The following is a 19574-nucleotide window of genomic DNA, read 5'->3' as shown; positions in this document are numbered from 1 at the left end:
TGATGAAGATACATGATCGTGAAGGCGCCCCCCACCCCGCCCGGGTTCGCATCGTGCTGGCCGAAAAGGGGCTTACGGACAAAGTCGAGTTCGTCAGCGTCGACCTCATATCCGCCGAGCAGAAGCAACCGAGCTTTCTGGCCAAGAACCCAATCGGGAAGATCCCGCTGCTGGAACTGGACGACGGCACCATCATCTCGGAATGTACCGCCATCACCGAGTATCTCGATACCCTGGATGGCAATCCGACCCTCACGGGTCGAACGCCGCGGGAAAAGGGTCTCATTCATATGATGCAGCGTCGTGCCGAGGCAATGGTGATCGATGCGGTGGATGACTATTTCCACTATGGCACCCCCGGCCTCGGCCCGGCGCTGCGACCATGGCGGTCGCCCGACTGGGCCGGCGCCAAGGAATGGGGGGAGCGGCGCGGCGCCTTCGCCGTCGCCAACCTGCCCTATTTCGATGCGCTGCTGGCGCGCCAGCCGTTTCTTGCCGGGACGACCTTCACCATGCCGGATATCACCTTGTTCGCAGGGCTGATGTTCGCGGAGCTGGTCGGTCTGCCCATCGACACAAAGCTTGAGGCACTGCACGCCTGGCGCGACAAGGTGGGCGATCTGCCCGCCGTGAAGGAGCGAAGCGGACAAACGCCCCGCGCCGAAGACATTGCGCGCCAAACTTGATTTGGTGCGGTTGGCTGACGTGATCGGCGACTTCACGGCGCCTGTGGAGTCGCTTATCGAGTTGTTCTTCGAACCGGCAATTGTGATCGGCCCAGTTTGGGTATCAGCGTTTTTCGATATCGGTCGTAAGAGTGCAGGGATGCACGGGCCTCTCCGCGCTCGAGAATTGAACCTCACGTCGGGAGCCCGTCGGCTCGTTCGGGGACATTGGATGCAGCGATATGAAAAAGTGAGTTGGCCATGGCGGAGCACATCGCCGTCGTGACATGAGCGGCTAAGGACCAACCAGATCGTCGCGGATCAGTTGGGGAGGGTTATTTCCAACCAGCGCCTCCTCAGAACCTCGCTAGGCGTATAGGGGGCATAATTGCTCGCGGCCATTGCGCCACCTGTCCAGGCAACCGATGACGATGACCGCGAGCGACCGGTCCAAGGTCCTCGACCACCGGATCGCGTTGAGCGAACGGATATATCCCCAGCGCGCAACCTATCTCGCGCATTTGCTGGGCTTGCGACTGGACGCGGCACGGCTCGACGAGCCTTTTTCGCCGAAAACGTTGGCCAGGGCGCGGCCGTCCCCTGCCGACCCGACCCACAAGGCAACGAGCAGCTTGCGCCCTCGCGCGACGATCGCGACCTTTCGACCTCGCCCGCCGCTGTGGCTTGGCCGTTCATGAAACCAGCGTGTGAGAGCCGCGTCCGGCTGATAGCGCAGCCATAACCATGCCAGCTGGATCATCGTCGAGCGCAGCCGTGGATTGCCCGTCCTCGGCTGCAGGCACACGGACTATCGAGCAGACGCGAGGCTCACCGCGCATCCATGCCATCAGCGTGCGGACCAGCGTCTCTCCGTCGATGCGGTCGGTCTTCGCCCGGCGCCAGCGTGACACCGCGATCGAGGCGGCATCCACGACATGGCTTGCGACCCACCCTTCCGCCTCAAGCGCGCGATGGATCCAGAAGCCATCAAGCCCCGCTTCCTGGATGACCACCACATGATAGAGCCTGCCCTCCCGGACCCGTGTCTCCCGCTCCGCCATTTCAGAGCAAGTATCCAATATTAAATGAAATATTTTTGCCGCTGAGGCGGGTTTCCGGCCTTTTCTGGTGTTATTCACACCCCGGAGAAAAAACCGAATAACGAGGAATCCTGACATTCCGGCCGGTTTCCGTCCAAGCCTTTTGCGTGCTACCGAATTTTCCAAACGGCGAAAGGCTCGGAAATCAGCGTGACTTGCCCCGAGTGCCGGCTTTCAGAATATCCTCCATCTCGATGATGCAATCCCGGCCCTTGATACCATCCTCGGTCTCGTCTTCGGGATCGGCTTCGAAATGCGCCCGCATCTTGTCGGACAGCGCGACGAGCATCTGATAATTCTCCTCACCTACTTTCTTGCGGATGGTTTTCAATCCTTCGTTGAGCGCCAAGAAGGCCGTGTCGATGCTGCGCTCAGGAAAATAGCCTGTATTGTCTTCAAATTTTGGTGAATTGAGCATCATCCATCCCAGTTGATCCATGACATCGCCGATATTCTGGGGGATGTAAGGCGTATAGGGCTTCCGCATAATCAACGTCCTGGTTTGGAGATGGCGTAGGTGCTGTCGGACCCAAGCTGGCTGGGTCTGAGAATATCCTCCATTTCGATGATGCATTCGCGCCCCTTGATGGTATCGTCGGTTTCATTGTTCGGGTCGGCTTCGAAATGCGCCCGCATCCTGTCGGACAGCGCAATGAGTGCCCGGTAGTTCTCTTCGCCCACATTTTTGCGAACGACTTTTAAGCCCTCGTTGAGAGCGTGGAATTCCGTATCGATACTCTGCCCTTCAAAATAGCCCGTATCATCTTCGAACTTGGGGGAGTTGAGCATCAGCCATCCCAACAGATCCATGATGTCACTGATGCTACGAGGAATATAGGGCGTGTAGGGCTTTTGCATGATCAACGTCCTGATCGAGGAATGGCATAGGTATTGCCAGGACCGAGTTGTCTGGGCCTGACGATTATGATGGTGTCCGGTTTCCAGTCACTACCGGCGAGCGCTGGCTTTCAGAATATCCTCCATTTCGATGATGCATTCGCGCCCCTTGATGCCGTCCTCGGTCCTGTCCTCGGGATCGGCTTCAAAATGCGCCCGCATCCTGTCGGACAGCGCGACGAGCGCCTGATAATTCTCCTCACCCACTTTCTTGCGAATGGTTTTCAGACCCTCGTTGAGCGCGAAGAATTCGGTATCGATATTGCAATCCGGGAAGTATCCGGTCTTGTCCTTGAACGTCGGAGCTGAGAGCATCATCGCGCCCAGAAAGTCCCATATCTCACTGATACCCTGGGGAATGTAGGGTTTATCGGAACGGTAGCTCGAACTAAACATATTACTTCCTCGGTCTGGAAATGGCGTACGTGCTGTTCTGACCAAGTTGGCTCGGCCGAACAATGATCACTGCGTTCGGCTTGAAATGTGTGGCGGATCTCCGCCCTTTCTGGTGCTATTCACACCTCGGCGAACCGCCGAACAATGTAAATCCTGGCGTCTTCGGTCTGTTTCCTCTCGACGCCTCGTGATTTTAAACGGTTAGCTCAGAGAGGCAATTGCGCGCCGTCTCAGAGGGGATTCCGCATGTTCCGGGTTACGTCACGCGTTCCAGCAAGTGCTTTTGCGAATGATCAACTCCACATTCTGTTCGACACGTCTCGGCGTGCCGGGCTGGCGACCCTGATCGATAAGAAGCCGGGTTGCGGCGGCTGCCTGCTCGAGAATGGATTGTTTGACGGTGGTCAGCGGTGGCCAGATTAGCCGGGCGATTTCACTGTCGTCGAATCCGGAAACCGCAATATCCGCCGGCACCTTGATGCCATTAGCGCCAAGGACGCTGATCACGCCGGCCGCCATTTCATCATTCGCCGCGCAAATGACCGTTGGCCGGGTAGCCGGCTCTCCGGAAAGAATTCGCCGCGCCGCCTCCGCACCCGAGTCATAGGTATAGTCGCCCTGCTCGACCAGTACCTCGGCCGGGTCGATGCCATGAGCTGACAGGCTGGTTCTAAATGTCTCCATGCGGACTCGCGAGGAAGAGTGATTGGAAGGGCCACTGACGACGGCGAATCTTCGGTGTCCCAGCCCGCAAAGATGGCTAACCAGCTGACGCACCCCGTCTGCGTCCCGCGCAACAACCGCATCGGTCCTATCTTCATCGTTGGCAGGCGATATGCGCACCATAGGTATCTCGCGCGCCTCAAGCAGGTCCAGAAGCGCATTGTCATCAGTCAGCGGGGGGATGAGAATCGCCCCTGCCAGTCGAATGTTGTCGACCAGATCGGCTACGCTCTCGGCGACATGGGGGTCGTCAGGCGCAAATTCTTCGAGAGTCAGAAAGGTGCCCTCTTCTCGGCAAACTCTTGACACGCCACGCACCACGTCAGCGACATAATGCGGCGAAGGGTTGTTGTTCAGGATGGCGATAAGAAACGACCGGTCGCTCCGCAGGGCTCGGGCCGCCATGTTCGGGCGAAACTTCAGCTGCTCGATAGCCTTGCGCACTTTCTCCTGTGTCTTGGCTGACACGCTTGGTTCGCCATTGATGACGCGCGAAACCGTTCGCGCCGCGACACCCGCAAGCGCTCCAACATCATGCAAGGTTGGCTTCGTGTCCTTGGTCATTGGCCTTGATGCTCCCAATCAGGACGTTTCGCCATCTCGACCCAAAATGTCAACGATGACATTGAGCCTTGTCAACGTTGACATTGAATGTTAGAGCCCCGTTTCTATCTGGGGCGAGCAACGCCCCCGGAGGCTGATGGGAGGGGGTATTGCCAATGACCAGCATTCATTTTCATGCATCCATGGCGGCGCTTGTCGCCGGTCTTTCGATTTCGTCGGCAGCCTTTGCCCAAGAGGCTCAGGCGGATGACCGTCTCAATGGAGAGATCATCGTCACCGCTACGCGCAATGAAACATTGGCGTCGAAGACACCGGTAGCGCTGACCGCAGTCAGCGGCGAAGCGCTGAGGTCGGCGGGTGTCACCAACCCCACCGCGCTGGCCGAGCAGGTTCCCAACCTGTCGATCGATCGCAACAACAACGGCTTGCAGATCACGATCCGCGGCGTAACCAGTGGCGACAATACCGAAAAAGGTGATCCGTCTGCCGCATTCATGATCGATGGCGTCTATATTGCCCGCCCCCAGGCGCAGGAGGTAAGTTTCTTCGATCTCCAGCGCGTCGAGGTGCTGCGCGGGCCGCAAGGCACGCTCTTTGGCCGCAACACGACCGCCGGTCTTGTCAACGTCATTACCAACAAGCCGAAGCTGGGCAGCTTCAGCGGCTCGCTCGACGCGACCTACGGCAATTTCGACACGCAGCAGATAACGGGCGTGCTCAACATCCCTGTAAGCGATGCCGTCGCGATCCGAGCCGCAGCCAATTACGACCGGCGCGACAGCTATCTGATCCGGGGGCCGGCCTTCACGACGGCGCTCGATCCGTTCAAGAAGAATCTGTCGGGCCGCCTCTCCGCCCTGTTCGACCTGGGCGACGGCGAGTTGCTGATCCGCGGCGATTATTCATCGATCAAGGGCGTGCCTACTAATGTGGTCCTAACGAGCAATTTCTTTGCGAATTTCAACACGCCTGGGGTGGAACCGATCTATGTCGGCAACAGCCGGAGCTCTGAAGAATTGCGCACCCTCAACGTGCCGTACAGCAATCCGGTTCAGCGCGACAATTCGACCTGGGGCATCCTCACCGACTTCAGCTATGATATCGGGCCGGTGACCGTGAATTATTTAGGTTCCTATCGCGAGCTCAAACGGCGCGAGGATGATACGTTCGTGATAGGGGGCTTTGGTGTCGTTTTCCCCGTCGCAGTCCATAATGACTATTGGCAGAACAGTCAGGAGATTCGCCTGTCAACCAACGGCGATGGGCCGCTGAAGGCGCAGGCGGGCCTCTACTATTTTAAGGAAAAATCGGCCATCGAGGTAAATGTCATCGGCTTCGCGCCGCTGGGAACCCCCGGTTATTTTTTAGGCTTTGAGCAAGATCCGACGATCGCAGAGTCCTGGGCAGGGTTCGGACAGGCCACCTATAGCGTTACGGAAAATTTCCGCCTGACCGGAGGTGTTCGCTATTCCCATGACAAGAAGTCGCGAGCAGGCTTTACCGTGAATTGCGGCGCGGTCGCGTGCGATCAGCCCGATGACACGCGGACTCCAAACTTTGCCGACCGGAGTTTCTCTAAGGTCACATGGCGCATCGGCGCGGATTTCGACCTCAACGATCGTACGCTTCTCTATGGCGTTGTCGCGACCGGCTACAAGGCGGGCGGGTTCAACGACGGCTGCCAAATCGGAACAGCTCCGGGCTGCGGATTGCCCGCAGAGGCGCTCTATTACGATCCGGAGACGCTCACTTCTTACGAGGTTGGTCTCAAGACTCGGTTTTTGGACAACGCCGTTCGGCTGAACGCTTCGGCATTCCACTATGACTATAAGAATATCCAGCTTAGCCAGGTATCGACGATCTGCGGCTCTGTGTGTAACGTAACAACCAACGCGGCGGTGGCGAAGGTTGATGGCGTCGAACTGGAAGGCGTGATTGCTCCGGCGGCGTCGAGTAGGTTTGACTTCTCGCTCGCTTGGCTCAATGCCCGCTATTCGGAATTCTTCCCTGCTCCGGGCGTGGACTGGTCGGACAAGAAGCTGGATCGCTCACCCAGCCTGACCCTCACTGCCGGCTATACGCATACCATCGAACTCGGCAACGGGGGCAATATTCAGGCAGGCGTGCGTACGCGCGTTTCGGACGACTACAGACTGGCGGCACTCGGCACGTTGAATCAGTTCCGCGTACCTGGCTATACCAAAACTGATATGCTCCTCGCCTATAATGCGCCCAATGATGGGTGGTATGTCCAAGCGTTCGTCAAGAATCTCGAAGACAGCATTGTGGTTTCGAGCGCCGCGTCGGCTCCCCTGACCAGCCCCGTGGGAACGACTCAGATTTCCGATCCGCGCACTTATGGCGCGCGCGTCGGCGTGAAGTTCTGAGACGTGCCTGCGTTGTGACGGAATGAATGTGGGCGGCCGCAATCCGTGAGCGCGCCGCCCTAATGCTTCATGGCGAAGGCGCATCGTCATGATCCGATAAGGAGAGAAGAGGACGATGGCAGCTCCAATTCCAGTGCATGCCAAGATGCATACAGAACAAGCGCTCGCGTCGCGCGCACTTGTAGTAGCTCTGGTTGCCCTCTTCTTCATCTGGGGCGGGCTTACCAGCCTCAATGATATCCTGATCCCAAAGCTCAAGGGTCTGTTCTCGCTCTCCTATACAGAGGCGATGCTGACCCAGTTCGCCTTCTTCATGGCCTATTTCATCGTCTCGCTGCCCGCAGGCGCGTTGATCGCCCGGATCGGTTATCTAAAGGGCATCGTCGTTGGCCTCGGGACCATGTCGGCCGGCTGCCTGATGTTCGTCCCCGCTTCGTTATCGGGGATTTATTCCACCTTTCTCGCGGCGTTGTTCGTCCTGGCCTCCGGGATCACGATCCTGCAGGTCGCGGCCAATCCGCTGATCGCGAATCTTGGGGATGCGGCCACCTCTCACAGCCGGCTGACGCTGGCGCAGGCATTCAATTCCCTGGGCACCACCCTGTTTCCCCCGGTCGGGGCGCTGATCATTCTTGGATCGATGAACAAAGTGGACCCGGCGACCCTCGCGCCCGCACAACGTACGCTTTTCCTGGCCAGGGAAGCGGCGGTTATCGGCCACGCCTACATCGCCATCGCCGCGATACTCTTGGCTGTCGCACTGTTCTTCCTCCTGCGCAGGGGCGCGATCACGGGCGGGCACGGCGAAGCGGGAACGCTTGCCGGATCCTTCGCCCTGCTGAAGCAGAAGCGCCTCGGCGGCGGCGTGATATCGATCTTTCTCTATGTCGGGGCGGAAGTGGCCATCGGGTCGATGCTCGTCAACTATCTCGCGCAGGAGCGCGTCCTGGGATTGACCGAACAGATGGCCGGGACACTGATCGCTTTCTATTGGGGCGGCGCGATGGTTGGGCGTTTCATCGGCGCCGCCATACTCCGGCGGTTCCGGCCCGGTCTGGTCCTCTCGACCGCATGTCTTGGCGCTATCGCATTGATTGTCCTTTCCGCGACGAGCGCGGGCGTGATCGCCGGCTATACCATTCTGGCGGTCGGGCTGATGAATGCGATCATGTTCCCGACGATCTTCAGCCTCGGCGTCGAAGGGCTGGGCGACCGGACGCCGCAAGGATCGGGTCTGCTCTGCATGGCCATTGTCGGCGGCGCGTTGATCCCCCTGCTGACCGGCGCGGTAGCCGATGCGACCTCGCTGGCGGCGGCGCTCGCCATCCCCGGCGGCTGCTATCTGCTGATCGCCATTTACGGCTGGTCGGCGCGCAATCCAGCCTAAAAAGGAAATTTCGATGCGCCTTACCTTGCTTACCCTCTTCAGCCTCCTCGCCTCACAGCCGCTGGCGGCGCAAAGCGGGCAGGAGGACGCCGACGCAAAGGCCGCTAGGCTGGAAGCACAGATGACCGATGCCGAACGGATCGGCCTGTTGTCTGGGATCATGCCAATTTCGTTTCCTGGGCTTGAAACGAAAGTTCCCGAAGGTGTGCCCGCCACCGCAGGCTATGTCCCCGGCATCCCGCGCCTGAACATACCGCCCCAACTCTCGACCGATGCGAGCCTGGGCGTCACCAATCCCGCCCAAATGCGCAAGGGCGATGTCGCCACGGCGATGCCGTCCGGCCTTTCGCTGGCGTCGTCGTTCGATCCCGCGATGGCCGAGCGTGTCGGCGCGACCGTGGGCGCGGAGGCTCGGGCCAAGGGGTTCAACATCCTGCTCGGCGGCGGTATGAATCTCGCCCGCGATCCGCGCAATGGCCGCAATTTCGAATATCTTGGCGAAGATCCCCTGCTCGCGGGCACGCTCGTCGGCCATGCCATCCGCGGCGCCCAGTCGCAGGGGGTGGTTTCGACCATCAAGCATTTCGCGCTCAATGCGCAGGAAACGCTGCGTCATACGGCGGATTCGCTCATCACCGAAAGCGCCTTGAGGGAAAGCGAGCTGCTGGCTTTCCAGATCGGCATTGAGATCGGCCGGCCGGGCGCCATCATGTGTGCCTATAATCTGGTCAATGGGCAGAAGGCGTGCGGCAACGACCATCTGCTGAACCGCGTGCTGAAGGGCGACTGGAACTACAAGGGCTGGGTCCTGTCGGACTGGGGCGCGGTCGACGACGTCTCGTACATCAAGGCCGGGCTCGACCAGCAGATGGGCCATCAACTGGACAAGCAGCACTGGTTCGGCCAGCCGCTTGCCGATCTCGTCGCCAGCGGCGAGGTGCCGAAGAGCCGCATTTCCGATGCCGTGCGCCGTATCCTGCGCAGCATGTTCGCGGTCGGCATCACCGGCCCCTATGAGCCACAGCCTATCGATTACAAGGCGCATGCCGAGGTTGCGCTTGAAGCAGCGCGCGGCGGCATCGTCCTGCTCAAGAATGACGGCATATTGCCGCTCGCCGCGACGGCGAAGAACATCCTGGTCGTCGGCGGGAACGCCGATTTCGGCGTCCTGTCGGGCGGCGGTTCCAGCCAGGTCACCCCATCCAATGGCGCGCCGCGCCTCATCGAAGGGGGCGGCGACGGGCTGATGGCCACGTTCAGCCGCCAGCTCTACATGCCCGGTTCTCCGCTTGAGGCGCTGCGCAAGACGCTGCCAAATGCCAAAATCAGTTTCCAGAACGGCTATTCGGCGGAGGCTGCGGCCGCTTATGCGGCAAAGGCAGATCTGGTGATCGCTTTCGCAACGAAATGGGAAGGCGAAGGCGTTGATTCGGGCGCGCTCACCCTGCCGCAGGGGCAGGATCATCTGATCTCGGTTCTGGCGCAGGCCAATCCCAATCTCGTGGTCGTGCTCGAAACCGGAAATTCGGTGACGATGCCCTGGCTCGACAAGGCAAAGGCCGTCGTCCAGGCTTGGTATCCGGGCCAGGAAGGCGGGCAGGCGATCGCGGAAGTGCTTGCCGGCAAGGTCAATCCCTCGGGCCGCCTGCCGATCACCTACCCCGCATCGATCAATCAGTATCCGCGCGTCGCTCTGCCGGGCCTTGGGCTGCCGGACCACACGCTGGTCAAGGTTCCTTATGAGGAAGGCGCCGATGCCGGTTATCGCGCCTTCGCCAAGTCGGGCGAAAAGCCGCTGTTCGCCTTCGGGCATGGCCTTACCTACACCAGCTTTTCCCATTCAGCGCTGTCGGCCAGGGGCGGCGCGTCGGTCCGGCTGAGCTTCACGGTCAGCAATGTCGGCGACCGCGCCGGCGCTGATGTTCCACAGCTCTATCTGGTAGCCCGAAACGGCGAGAAGCTGCAGCGGCTGGTCGGTTTCCAGAAGGTCGCGCTCAAGCCGAAGGAAAAACGCAAGCTGACCTTTACGATCGACAACCGCCTGCTCGCCGATTGGAAGGACGGCGGCTGGTCGATCGCGGGCGGCGACTACAGCTTCGCGCTCGGCGAAAATGCCGGAAAGCTGGGTGCGCCCGTCACCGTACGCATACCGGCCAAAAGCTGGAAGGACTGAGGAGAGCCGCCTTTCCTATTGCCGTGCTGCCACCGGCAGCAGCCACTGGGCGGGGGGGGGCACAGTAATTGTCTTTGGAAAGCAGGAAACGCAAATTGGAAAGACTAAGGGTTTTGCTGCCAATAACGGCTCTGTCGGCGGCGCTGCTATTTGCGACGCCTGCTTCCGCTCAGAGCGTGACCATGACGTCCGGATCGGTTCGCGGCGTCACGCATGGCAACATTTCCGCCTTCAAGGGCATTCCCTACGCCGCGCCTCCTGTCGGTCCCGACCGCTGGCGAGATCCGCAGCCGGTGGCGGCGTGGACGGGTGAGCGCGATGCGTCCCGCTTTGCGTCGGATTGCGCCCAAGCGTCCTTTCCCGCCGATGCGGCGCCGATCGAAACCACGCCCTCAGAGGATTGCCTCTACCTCAATGTCTGGAAACCCGTGAAGGCGAAGGCGGGTGATAAGCGCGCCGTGATGGTCTGGATTCACGGCGGCGGCTTCGTGAATGGCGGCAGTTCGCCCGCCATCTATTCCGGTGACAGCTTCGCGCGCGATGGCATTGTCTTCGTCAGCCTGAACTACAGACTCGGCCGCTTCGGCTTCTTCGCGCATCCGGCGCTGGAGGCGGAAGGCTTCGGCGGAAATTTCGGTTTTCTAGACCAGATCGCCGCGCTCAAATGGGTGAGGACCAATATCGCCTCCTTCGGCGGTGATCCGGAGAATGTGACGATATTCGGAGAGAGCGCGGGAGGGGTGTCGATCCACATGCTCCTTCAGTCGCCGCTGGCCCGGGGACTTTTCGACAAGGCGATCATCCAGTCCGGCGGCGGCCGCGACCGGGTGCCGCCGATGCCGACAATCGCTCGCGGCGCGGCAGCGGGTGCCACCTTTCTTTCGGGGCTGAGCGCGGACCAGATGAGGGCGCTGCCGGCCGACAAGGTGACGGGCGACCTCAATCTGATGACCGTGGCCCAGCCGGGCTTTTCGGGGCCGATGATCGACGGACGCACAATTCTGGGTCAGCCGATCGACGCGATCCGCGCCGGCCTCTATGCGCGGGTGCCGGTGATGGTCGGCGCGAATTCGGCCGATGGCTTTCCCTTCGTCACCGACAAGGACCGGATTTTCAAGGGCTATGGCGAGAAGGCTGCGCAGGTGCGAGCGCTCTATGACGCGGATGGGAAGGCAACCGGATCGGTGGTCGGGACCGCGACCAGCGCCGACCAGTTGATGATCGAGCCGGCGCGGGCGGTGGCGCGCGCCCTGGCCGCACGACAGCCGGTTTGGCTCTACCGCTTCGCCTATGCGGTGCCCGAGGTCCAAACGGCCTTCGGCGGCGCGTCGCACGCCAGCGAAATCCCCTATGTTTTCGATTCGGTAACGCGGCGTCGAAAACCGCCAATGGTAAAGGCCGAGCAGCTGGTTGCCGCCACGGCGCATAGATATTGGATCAATTTCGCTCAACGAGGCCGTCCCGATGCAATGGGCGTGCCTGCATGGCCGGGGGCGGCAGGAGACGACACAAAGGTCATGCTGATCGACGGCAAGGGGGCAGCCCATGTCGAAGACCCCTTCCGCGCGCGCCTCGATTTCGCCGAGGCGCTCGCGGAGAACGCGAGATGAAAAAGTAACGTGAGGCGAAGAGCGGCATGACGACCATCACCGCCGCCGTCCATGCGTATCCGGAAGCGCCTTAACGATCATACCAGTCTAATGAGAGGCCTTGCATCACCAGGCATCTGCAGCCCGCGACGTTCCCTCTCAACCGATCATCATGAGACTTGCATTCCCGCCCGCCGCCGTCGTGTTGATCGAGGTCGCGCGCTCCTCCAGCAGGCCGTCAAGCTGGTAGTAGCCATCGGGCGCGGGATTATGGATGGACATGATGAGATCACCGCGTCGGCCGATGTCGGCAAATGCATCAATCAGCGTCGCCCCGGTTGCTTCGACCAGCGCCGCTCCGATTCCGGCTGGGGCGTCGCTCGACACATATTGTGTGACCGACAGTGGCAGGCCCGCTGGCAACGGCATGCCCTCGATGATACCGCGATTGCCCGTCGCCAGCATCGCAGCAAGCTGGTGGATCAGGCCACGCGGCGTTGCGGGGCGCAATAACAGCGTTCCGCGCGGGTGCAGCGCATACATGTTGTCTTCGCCCACGGGTCCTGGCAGCATCTCAGTAAAGCCCAACCCGGACCGTTTCGCATAGTTGCGAACTATTTCCGCGCCATCGCCATCGCCCTGATCGTCCAACCAGCCCGCCAGATCGTCCAGAGCGGCAGGAATTGCCGTTCCACGCGGCAGCGCCGGCGCAGCTTGAACCAGCCTGCCCAGATACAACGGGCCACCCGCCTTGGGCCCGGTCCCGGACAGCCCGGTGCCGCCAAATGGCTGGACTCCGACAACGGCGCCGATGATGTTGCGGTTGACATAGACATTGCCGCACCGGATCCGGTCGGACACATCCGCGATCGTCTGGTCCAGCCGGGTGTGAAGCCCGAAAGTCAAGCCATAGCCGGTGTCGTTGATCGAATCGATCAGCGCATCGAGTCGATCGCGACGAAAGCGCAGTACATGCAGCACTGGCCCGAAAACTTCCCGCTCGACGTCGCCGATTCTGTCGATTTCGATGATCGTGGGAGCCACAAAGGTGCCGTGCGCGGCGTCCGCAGGCAGCACAAGCCGTTCGACCCTGCACCCGCGCGCGCGCATGGCCGCGACATGCGCCTCTATGTTTGCCCGCGCCTCTTCGCTGATGACCGGTCCGACGTCGACGGCAAGCCGATCTGTCCGGCCGATGCGAAGCTCGGCCAGAGCGCCCTTCAACATGGCGAGCGTCTGGTCCGCGATATCGTCCTGCAGGCAGAGAATGCGCAGCGCCGAGCAACGCTGACCGGCGCTGTCGAACGCCGATGCGATCACATCGGCGACGACCTGTTCGGCAAGCGCCGAACTGTCTACGACCATCGCATTTTGGCCACCTGTTTCCGCGATCAGGGGGATAGCCCGACCAGATGATGACACACGCTCGCGCAACTGGCGATGGATCAGCCGCGCGACCTCTATCGATCCGGTGAACATCACGCCTGCAACATGCCTCGCAGCGACCAGTGCGGCCCCAATTTCTCCATCACCGGGCAGCAGTTGCAATGCGTCGGCTGGAACGCCCGCCTTGTGCAGCAACCGAACGGCCTCAGCCGCGATAAGCGGTGTCTCTTCAGCCGGCTTGGCCAGAACCGGGTTGCCGGCAACCAGCGCCGCGGCAACCTGCCCGGTGAAGATGGCGAGCGGGAAGTTCCAGGGGCTGATGCATGTTATCGGACCAAGCGGAAGCTGCTCCGGCCCAAATGTCGCCCTGGCCCGAGCCGCGTAATAACGCAGGAAGTCGATCGCTTCGCGAACCTCGGCGATGGCGTTGGCCGCTGACTTACCGGCCTCACGCATGGCAAGCCCCATCAGCGCGGGCATGCTGTCCTGAAATTCGTCGGCGGCACGCTCCAATATCGTCGCCCGCTCGCCCACCGGCATCTGCGGCCACGACGAAGCGGCCGCACGCGCCGTTGCCGAAGCCACCGTACCTGCGCTGGCCCAGGTAACAGTGCCGACAACATCCCTGTGGTCTCCCGGATTGAGCACTGGCTGCCCGCCCGCTCCAAGCTCCATCGGCGCTGCGGACCATGGCTTCTGCGTACTTTCAACCAGCGCGTCGCGCAGCATCGCAAGCGCCGCCTCGTCGCTCAGGTCGATGCCCTGCGAATTGCGACGGTCCGGGTACAGCTCCGCGGGGGCCGCTATCGCATCATGCTTCGCGCCGACGTGCCTCATCGCCCGCACCGCATTCGCGGGGTCTGCAATCAGGTCCTCGATGGACATGTCGGGATCGGTGATCTGGTTGACGAACGAAGTGTTCGCCCCGTTTTCCAAAAGCCGCCGGACGAGATAGGCGAGCAGAGTTTCATGGCCGCCGACCGGGGCATAGACGCGACAGGGGCGCGCCAGTCCCGTCGCTGCAACGACTTGCTCGTATAGCGGCTCGCCCATGCCGTGCAGGCACTGGTATTCATAATCGCCTAAGGTGAAATCCGGCCCGGCAAGTGTGTGGATGGTGGCCACCGTCTGGGCATTGTGGGTGGCGAATTGGGGGAAAAGCACCTCGCGGGCGGCCAACAGTTTCCGGGCGCAGGCAATATAGGCGACGTCGGTATGTATCTTGCGGGTGTAGACCGGGAAATCGGCCAGCCCGTCAACTTGCGCACGCTTGATCTCCGCGTCCCAATAGGCGCCCTTGACCAGCCGCACCATGATTCGCCGACCGCTCCGCGTGGCGAGGTCGATGATCCAGTCGATTACCGGGGCGCAACGCTTGCCATAGGCCTGAACGACGAAGCCGAGCCCATTCCATCCGGCAAGCTTGGGGTCCATTGCCAGACTTTCGAGCAGGTCGAGCGATAGTTCGAGGCGGTCAGCCTCCTCCGCATCTATGTTCAGGCCGATGCCATAGTTTTTAGCGAGCAGAGCCAGCCCCTCCAGGCGAGGCAGCAACTCGCCGGTAACGCGAGCCGCCTGTGAACGGACATAACGGGGATGAAGCGCCGACAATTTTATTGAAATACCAGGCGCTTCATAAACGCCGCGCCCGGCGGCAGCCTCGCCGATCGCGTGGATAGCGTTCTGATAGTCGGCCAGATAACGGGCAGCATCCTGCTCGGTCGTGGCGGCCTCGCCCAACATGTCGTAGCTGTAGCGAAAGCCCTTCGCCTCCATCAGCCTGGCGCGAGACAGCGCCTTGTCGATGGTTTCGCCGGTCACGAACTGTTCGCCCATCATGCGCATGGCCAAATCGATGGCCCGCCGGATCACCGGCTCACCCACACGCGCAATCAACCGGTTGAGCGATGCGCCCAGACCGCGATCGTCGACCCGGCCGACCAGCTTGCCGGTGACCACCAGCCCCCAAGTCGCGCCGTTGACGAACAACGACTTGTCCCTGCCCAGATGCGCGTTCCAATCGCCGTCCGCCAGCTTGTCCCGGATCAGCGCGTCGCGGGTCGCATTGTCGGGAATGCGCAACAATGCCTCGGCCAGGCACATCAATGCGACGCCCTCCTGACTGGACAAGGAATATTCGCGGATCAGGCTGTCGACGCCCGAGCCGCGCGGACTGACACGTAACGCGGTTACCAGCGCGCGGGCCGTTGCGGCGATTTCCGCCTGGGTCACATCATCGAAAGTGGCAGCGGCCAGCAATGGGGCCAGCGCTTCGGCTTCGTTGCGCCGATAGGCGGCGGTGATCGACCGGCGCAGCGGCGATGCTTCACGGATCGGCGGCGCGAAACTGACGAAGGAAAGTTCCGATTTCATGGATTGATTTGTAACCGCTCGTACGTTGGCGATCTTCCCTATCTTTACCTTTAATGATAGTAGATTGACCTATTTCTCCGACCTAAAAGGACGATTTTTGTGGAAAATGGTGACCAAGAGGTCGAATTGGATATCTGGGACCGGAAAATCCTCGCTTTACTGGTCGAAAATGGAAGGATTACGGTCACGGATCTTGCGCGATGCGTGGGCATGTCCAAAACCCCGTGTCAGGTCAGGATGCGCAGGCTGATCGACACGGGTGTCATCCGCGGCTTCCGGGCGGTTGTGGATCCGGCAAAGGTCGGCCTGGACAATGTCGCCTTTGCCGAAGTGAAGCTGTCTGACACCCGTGAACAGGCGCTGGAGGCGTTCAACAATGCCGTGCAGCATATTGCGGAAGTGGAGGAATGCCACATGATCGCGGGCAGCTTCGATTATTTGTTGAAAGTGCGCACTGCGGATGTTCGGCGCTATCGGATCGTATTGGGGGAAAAAATATCCGGCCTGCCGCATGTCGCCAGCACCTCCACTTTCATGACTATGCAGACGATCAAGGAAGCGCCTGGCTGATGCCCGGTTGATCCTCAGCATCGTTCAATTGACGATCCCGCGCGGGGTCCGCCGCAAAGACCTTCCGGGAGGCTGCGAAACCCCCCGGATATTTGCCTGAACGGTCATGCCTTGGTTGCAATGGCGACCATGAAATCGTCATCTGGACGCATGCCATAGCCTGAGGTCATGCGATTGGTCAGGTTGAACACGCCAGCCGTCTCGATCACATAATATATCTTCTCGTCGCTCAACCCAGCGTCTCGCAACGCTTGTACGTCGGCCGCTTCCATCCGGCCAGGTTGTTCAGTCAGCTTGACGCAATAATCCGCTATTGCCCGCTCCTCCACTGTCAGTTCGACCGTCCGATAATTGATCGCGATACGCTGCGCGCGGCCATGATCGCCGATCAGCTCGCCCAGTTTATGCCCGTGAATGATGAGGCAAGTGGGGCAGGAGTTGATTGAGGAAACGATAACCCCGATGAACTCCCGCTCGGCCATGGTCAGTGCACCATATTCGGGATCGAAGAATATCGGCCCCATATAGGCGCCGCTGCGTTCAAACCCCGCCTCGTTATAGGAGGCGAGGATGCGCGTGGAGTGTAGTTCGGGCACTTGCATATTATCGACCCATTCCTGCGGCAACTGATAGCCCTCGACGCCGTTCAGATAGCCATAAGGATCGTTCGATTTGAAATCGGGGTTCAGTGTGGATTTTTGTTCAGGCACGAGTCTCTCCTTCGATCATAGTAGAGGTAGTGAAAATAGATGGGGAGTGGGGCTATCCGGACTGCCCATCGCGGCCTTGCGCACAAGTGGTGTTGCACGATCTGGCGCTGCTGCCAAACTCCATCATTGCGGTGGCGGGCGATGTGACTGGCCGCGACCCGGGGGACGCAGCCACGAATTTGCTGCTGGAGGCAGTCGCGTTGCAGGATTTTACGCACAAGTCGGGCTATGAAACGCGCATGTCGGACGGACGCAGGCTGCGTGTCTTCCACTACTTTCCTGCCCGATATGGACGGCACGCCGATAGCCGCGCTGTGCATCAATATCGACATATCACCGTGGGAGCTGATGCGGGATGCGGCTGCGGCCGCTCTCGGCGAAAAAGGGCACGCGCCCGCCAAGGCGTCGCTCGGGCCTGAAATGTTCATGCGGGATATCAACGAGTTGGCCACGTTCCTGATTCAACAGGCGATCGCCAATGTTGGCGTGCCCGTGCACCTGATGCACAAGCGGCACAAGATTGCGGTGGTCAGCGAATTGTCTGCACGCGGCCTGTTCACGCTGCGATCGGCTGTCGATACGGTGGCCGAGGCGCTGAATACGACACGTTTCACCATCTATAATTATCTTAATGAATTGGCATCCGCCGACGGATTGCAAGAGGAGAGCGATACGCCTGACGGATACGTCATATGAAAGGGAATGACCGCATGTCTGGGCAAAGCCATCCGCTTATAGGACCCAGCGCCCTGATCAGAATTTGATGGCGCCGCTCAGCGTCACCCCGATGGGATGGCTGGAGTAAACTGTCATCATGGTTTCATTGGCGACGGGATCACCCGCCAGATGCTGTCGCCAACATCGTCGGCCACGAGCAGCGCGCCTTTCCGGTCGAACGCGACGCCGACAGGCCGCCCGCGGGCGCGACCCTTGTCATCGACGAAGCCGGTCAGCACCTGTTCGGGTGGGCCCGCCGGGCGCCCGTTGGCGAAGGGCACGAAGATGACCGCATAGCCGCTTCTTGGATTACGGTTCCAGGAGCCGTGCTGCCCGATAAAGGCGCCCCCGCGATAATGCGGGGGAAAAAGGTCGCCCCGGTTGAAAGTCAGCCCGATAGAGGCTGTGTGGGGTCCGAGCGCATAATCGGGAACCGTAGTGTTCGTGCACATCGCGGCTATCTGTACGGACACGTAACAGTCTGGCGGAGATCCCAAAATGCTGTATCACGGCTGATGATAATAGATTCGCGATAATATAAGATAAGGGTTGCCGCACGAGGGGAGAAATATTGCGGTATGTCTAAGGGTATTAGGCTCGAAAATTACGATTCCTCTATAAAAAAGCTTTATGCCGCTGCCATTGATCCTACGCTCTGGGGCGATGCTTTTCGGACGATTGAAGACCTGACAGGCAGCGCGGGAGCGACCCTCAACTTTGTATCGACGACGCCTTCCAGGCAAGGCCTGGTGCTGTCGGGGCGATTGTCTGAGGAGAGCTGTGCCGAATACTCCCGGGACTATATGACAATCTGCCCGCGTATAGCCTGTGCCATCCGCCAGGATGGCCGTAACATAATTTACGATTCAATGGTCCTGAGCGAAAGAGAGATGGACCGCGACCCAGTCTATGATTGGTACGGCAAGCAGGGGCTTCGATATTTCATCGGCTCGAACATGCCCCCGGTAGATGGCTATCTGATCAATTTCAGCCTGCAACGGACGCGGCAGCAGGGGCATGTGCAGGCAGAAGATATTACCCTATACCGGCAACTGAAAGACCATGTTGCACAAGCAATCACCATTGCGGCGAATCTTGGCTCATTGAATGGCCGCCAAAGCTTGATTGGCACGGTGCTAGACAGGCTGCTCCAGGGAGTGGTCATGGTGGGGAGAGGTGGCGACATCCTGTTTGCGAACAGCGCGGCGGATCGCATCCTCGCACGCGGCCAAGGCATGAGAGCCCACCGGAACGTCCTGGAGATCACTCCACCGAACGACCCTAAGCGATTTGCCAGGCTGATCCGAGGCGCGACAAGTATCACCCATGATGAATTTGATGGACGCGGTGGTTGGCTCAGCCTTGAACGGGGAGAGAGTCTATCGCCACTTTCTCTTTTCATTTCACCGGTAGTGGTCGATTTCGGATTTCCCTTTTCCGCACGTCCGGTCGCGCTCATCTTCATCCACGATCGCGACAAACAGGCGGCAAAGGCCGTCACTATGTTAAGGGACCTTTTTGACCTCACTTCAGCAGAGGCGCGGCTGGCTGCACTGCTTGGTCACGGAGTTGTGCTGGAGGAGGCAGCCGCCCAGCTACGCACTGCAACTGGGACAGCGCGAAATCACCTGAAATCCGTCTTCGCGAAAATGGGAGTCCATCGCCAGCAGGATCTGGTTCATTTAGTGACCGGGCTGACAGCGCAAGGCTTGGCCGGACCTGAGGACCACGCCGCCGAACGGAATTAAGCCGCAGGAAACCGTCAAATTATCCGACCGCCAAAGCTTTGCGTTTTTCCGACATGATCTGTCCCAAATGGGACATGCGCGCTTTCGGCGCGAATATTACCGCCTGAGCCACGCCTGATTGGCGGCACAGTCATCTCCTGGGGCAAAAAGATGGTGGCTGTGACGTTCCGGTCAGGTTCAGTCAGGGGG

The 19574-nt window shown here is 60.3% G+C and carries 15 protein-coding genes and 2 pseudogenes; 9 read left to right on the top strand and 8 right to left on the bottom strand.

Annotated elements, in window-relative coordinates; all coding sequences use genetic code 11:
- Positions 1 to 2 precede the first annotated feature (2 nt).
- The gene (locus tag HNQ99_RS14065) at positions 3 to 686 is read left to right on the top strand and encodes a glutathione S-transferase family protein (protein ID WP_184476730.1); all 684 of its coding nucleotides are present in this window, start codon (positions 3 to 5) and stop codon (positions 684 to 686) included.
- Positions 687 to 1173: 487 nt separating this feature from the next.
- Here HNQ99_RS14065 and HNQ99_RS14055 read toward each other — a convergent pair.
- The 5 genes and pseudogenes from HNQ99_RS14055 to HNQ99_RS14035 all read right to left on the bottom strand — a co-directional run.
- Positions 1174 to 1720 (bottom strand): annotated as a pseudogene (locus tag HNQ99_RS14055) (hypothetical protein); the annotation flags it as partial.
- Between the two features lie 190 nt (positions 1721 to 1910).
- Complete coding sequence (locus HNQ99_RS14050; protein ID WP_184476728.1) at positions 1911 to 2252, bottom strand: hypothetical protein; 342 nt, start codon at positions 2250 to 2252, stop codon at positions 1911 to 1913.
- A gap of 2 nt (positions 2253 to 2254) precedes the next feature.
- Positions 2255 to 2623, bottom strand: coding sequence for a hypothetical protein (locus tag HNQ99_RS14045; protein WP_184476726.1), 369 nt, complete (start codon positions 2621 to 2623; stop codon positions 2255 to 2257).
- A gap of 90 nt (positions 2624 to 2713) precedes the next feature.
- On the bottom strand, positions 2714 to 3058 hold the full coding sequence (locus HNQ99_RS14040; protein ID WP_184476724.1) for a hypothetical protein: 345 nt from the start codon (positions 3056 to 3058) through the stop codon (positions 2714 to 2716).
- Positions 3059 to 3319: 261 nt separating this feature from the next.
- Positions 3320 to 4345, bottom strand: a complete 1026-nt coding sequence (locus tag HNQ99_RS14035; RefSeq protein WP_184476722.1) for a LacI family DNA-binding transcriptional regulator — start codon at positions 4343 to 4345, stop codon at positions 3320 to 3322.
- A gap of 155 nt (positions 4346 to 4500) precedes the next feature.
- Between HNQ99_RS14035 and HNQ99_RS14030 the strand changes: the two genes are divergently transcribed.
- From HNQ99_RS14030 to HNQ99_RS14015, 4 genes are all read left to right on the top strand, one after another.
- Positions 4501 to 6732, top strand: a complete 2232-nt coding sequence (locus HNQ99_RS14030; RefSeq protein ID WP_184476720.1) for a TonB-dependent receptor — start codon at positions 4501 to 4503, stop codon at positions 6730 to 6732.
- A 115-nt stretch (positions 6733 to 6847) separates the two neighbouring features.
- Positions 6848 to 8119, top strand: coding sequence for a sugar MFS transporter (locus tag HNQ99_RS14025; RefSeq protein ID WP_184476718.1), 1272 nt, complete (start codon positions 6848 to 6850; stop codon positions 8117 to 8119).
- Between the two features lie 13 nt (positions 8120 to 8132).
- A complete protein-coding gene (locus HNQ99_RS14020) occupies positions 8133 to 10292 on the top strand; it encodes a beta-glucosidase (protein WP_184476716.1) in 2160 nt (719 codons plus the stop codon).
- A 95-nt stretch (positions 10293 to 10387) separates the two neighbouring features.
- Positions 10388 to 11902: a carboxylesterase/lipase family protein gene (locus HNQ99_RS14015; RefSeq protein WP_246414976.1), complete on the top strand. Its 1515-nt coding sequence runs from the start codon at positions 10388 to 10390 to the stop codon at positions 11900 to 11902.
- 138 nt (positions 11903 to 12040) lie between these two features.
- Here the strand turns inward: HNQ99_RS14015 and putA are convergent, their stop codons facing one another.
- Positions 12041 to 15640 carry a bifunctional proline dehydrogenase/L-glutamate gamma-semialdehyde dehydrogenase PutA gene (putA, locus tag HNQ99_RS14010; protein ID WP_184476714.1) on the bottom strand — a complete coding sequence of 1200 codons (3600 nt, stop codon included), beginning with the start codon at positions 15638 to 15640 and terminating at the stop codon, positions 12041 to 12043.
- A 99-nt stretch (positions 15641 to 15739) separates the two neighbouring features.
- Between putA and HNQ99_RS14005 the strand changes: the two genes are divergently transcribed.
- The gene (locus tag HNQ99_RS14005; protein WP_184476712.1) at positions 15740 to 16210 is read left to right on the top strand and encodes an Lrp/AsnC family transcriptional regulator; all 471 of its coding nucleotides are present in this window, start codon (positions 15740 to 15742) and stop codon (positions 16208 to 16210) included.
- 104 nt (positions 16211 to 16314) lie between these two features.
- Here the strand turns inward: HNQ99_RS14005 and HNQ99_RS14000 are convergent, their stop codons facing one another.
- A complete protein-coding gene (locus HNQ99_RS14000) occupies positions 16315 to 16920 on the bottom strand; it encodes a peroxidase-related enzyme (protein ID WP_184476711.1) in 606 nt (201 codons plus the stop codon).
- Between HNQ99_RS14000 and HNQ99_RS16990 the strand changes: the two are divergent.
- A pseudogene (locus HNQ99_RS16990) lies at positions 16899 to 17138 on the top strand (PAS domain-containing protein); the annotation flags it as partial. The gene HNQ99_RS14000 and the pseudogene HNQ99_RS16990 sit on opposite strands and share 22 nt — an antisense overlap.
- A 43-nt stretch (positions 17139 to 17181) precedes the next feature.
- Positions 17182 to 17616, top strand: a complete 435-nt coding sequence (locus HNQ99_RS16805; protein WP_322790374.1) for a helix-turn-helix domain-containing protein — start codon at positions 17182 to 17184, stop codon at positions 17614 to 17616.
- Between the two features lie 116 nt (positions 17617 to 17732).
- On the opposite strand, the gene HNQ99_RS13990 is transcribed toward HNQ99_RS16805, so the two are convergent.
- Complete coding sequence (locus tag HNQ99_RS13990; RefSeq protein WP_221232702.1) at positions 17733 to 18089, bottom strand: PQQ-dependent sugar dehydrogenase; 357 nt, start codon at positions 18087 to 18089, stop codon at positions 17733 to 17735.
- 126 nt (positions 18090 to 18215) lie between these two features.
- Here HNQ99_RS13990 and HNQ99_RS13985 point away from each other — a divergent pair, with 126 nt between their 5' ends.
- The gene (locus HNQ99_RS13985; protein WP_184476707.1) at positions 18216 to 19385 is read left to right on the top strand and encodes a helix-turn-helix transcriptional regulator; all 1170 of its coding nucleotides are present in this window, start codon (positions 18216 to 18218) and stop codon (positions 19383 to 19385) included.
- Positions 19386 to 19574: the final 189 nt, after the last annotated feature.

This window comes from Rhizorhapis suberifaciens (assembly GCF_014200045.1).
GTDB lineage: Bacteria > Pseudomonadota > Alphaproteobacteria > Sphingomonadales > Sphingomonadaceae > Rhizorhapis > Rhizorhapis suberifaciens.
This window is presented reverse-complemented; position numbering and strand designations above follow the sequence as displayed.

Coding starts and splice junctions, on each gene's coding strand:
- HNQ99_RS14020 (WP_184476716.1), top strand. CDS start 8,133: ATGCGCCTTACCTTGCTTACCCTCTTCAGCCTCCTCGCCTCACAGCCG.
- HNQ99_RS14030 (WP_184476720.1), top strand. CDS start 4,501: ATGACCAGCATTCATTTTCATGCATCCATGGCGGCGCTTGTCGCCGGT.
- HNQ99_RS13990 (WP_221232702.1), bottom strand. CDS start 18,089: ATGTGCACGAACACTACGGTTCCCGATTATGCGCTCGGACCCCACACA.
- HNQ99_RS14050 (WP_184476728.1), bottom strand. CDS start 2,252: ATGCGGAAGCCCTATACGCCTTACATCCCCCAGAATATCGGCGATGTC.
- HNQ99_RS14045 (WP_184476726.1), bottom strand. CDS start 2,623: ATGCAAAAGCCCTACACGCCCTATATTCCTCGTAGCATCAGTGACATC.
- putA (WP_184476714.1), bottom strand. CDS start 15,640: ATGAAATCGGAACTTTCCTTCGTCAGTTTCGCGCCGCCGATCCGTGAA.
- HNQ99_RS13985 (WP_184476707.1), top strand. CDS start 18,216: ATGTCTAAGGGTATTAGGCTCGAAAATTACGATTCCTCTATAAAAAAG.
- HNQ99_RS14035 (WP_184476722.1), bottom strand. CDS start 4,345: ATGACCAAGGACACGAAGCCAACCTTGCATGATGTTGGAGCGCTTGCG.
- HNQ99_RS14025 (WP_184476718.1), top strand. CDS start 6,848: ATGGCAGCTCCAATTCCAGTGCATGCCAAGATGCATACAGAACAAGCG.
- HNQ99_RS14065 (WP_184476730.1), top strand. CDS start 3: ATGAAGATACATGATCGTGAAGGCGCCCCCCACCCCGCCCGGGTTCGC.
- HNQ99_RS14040 (WP_184476724.1), bottom strand. CDS start 3,058: ATGTTTAGTTCGAGCTACCGTTCCGATAAACCCTACATTCCCCAGGGT.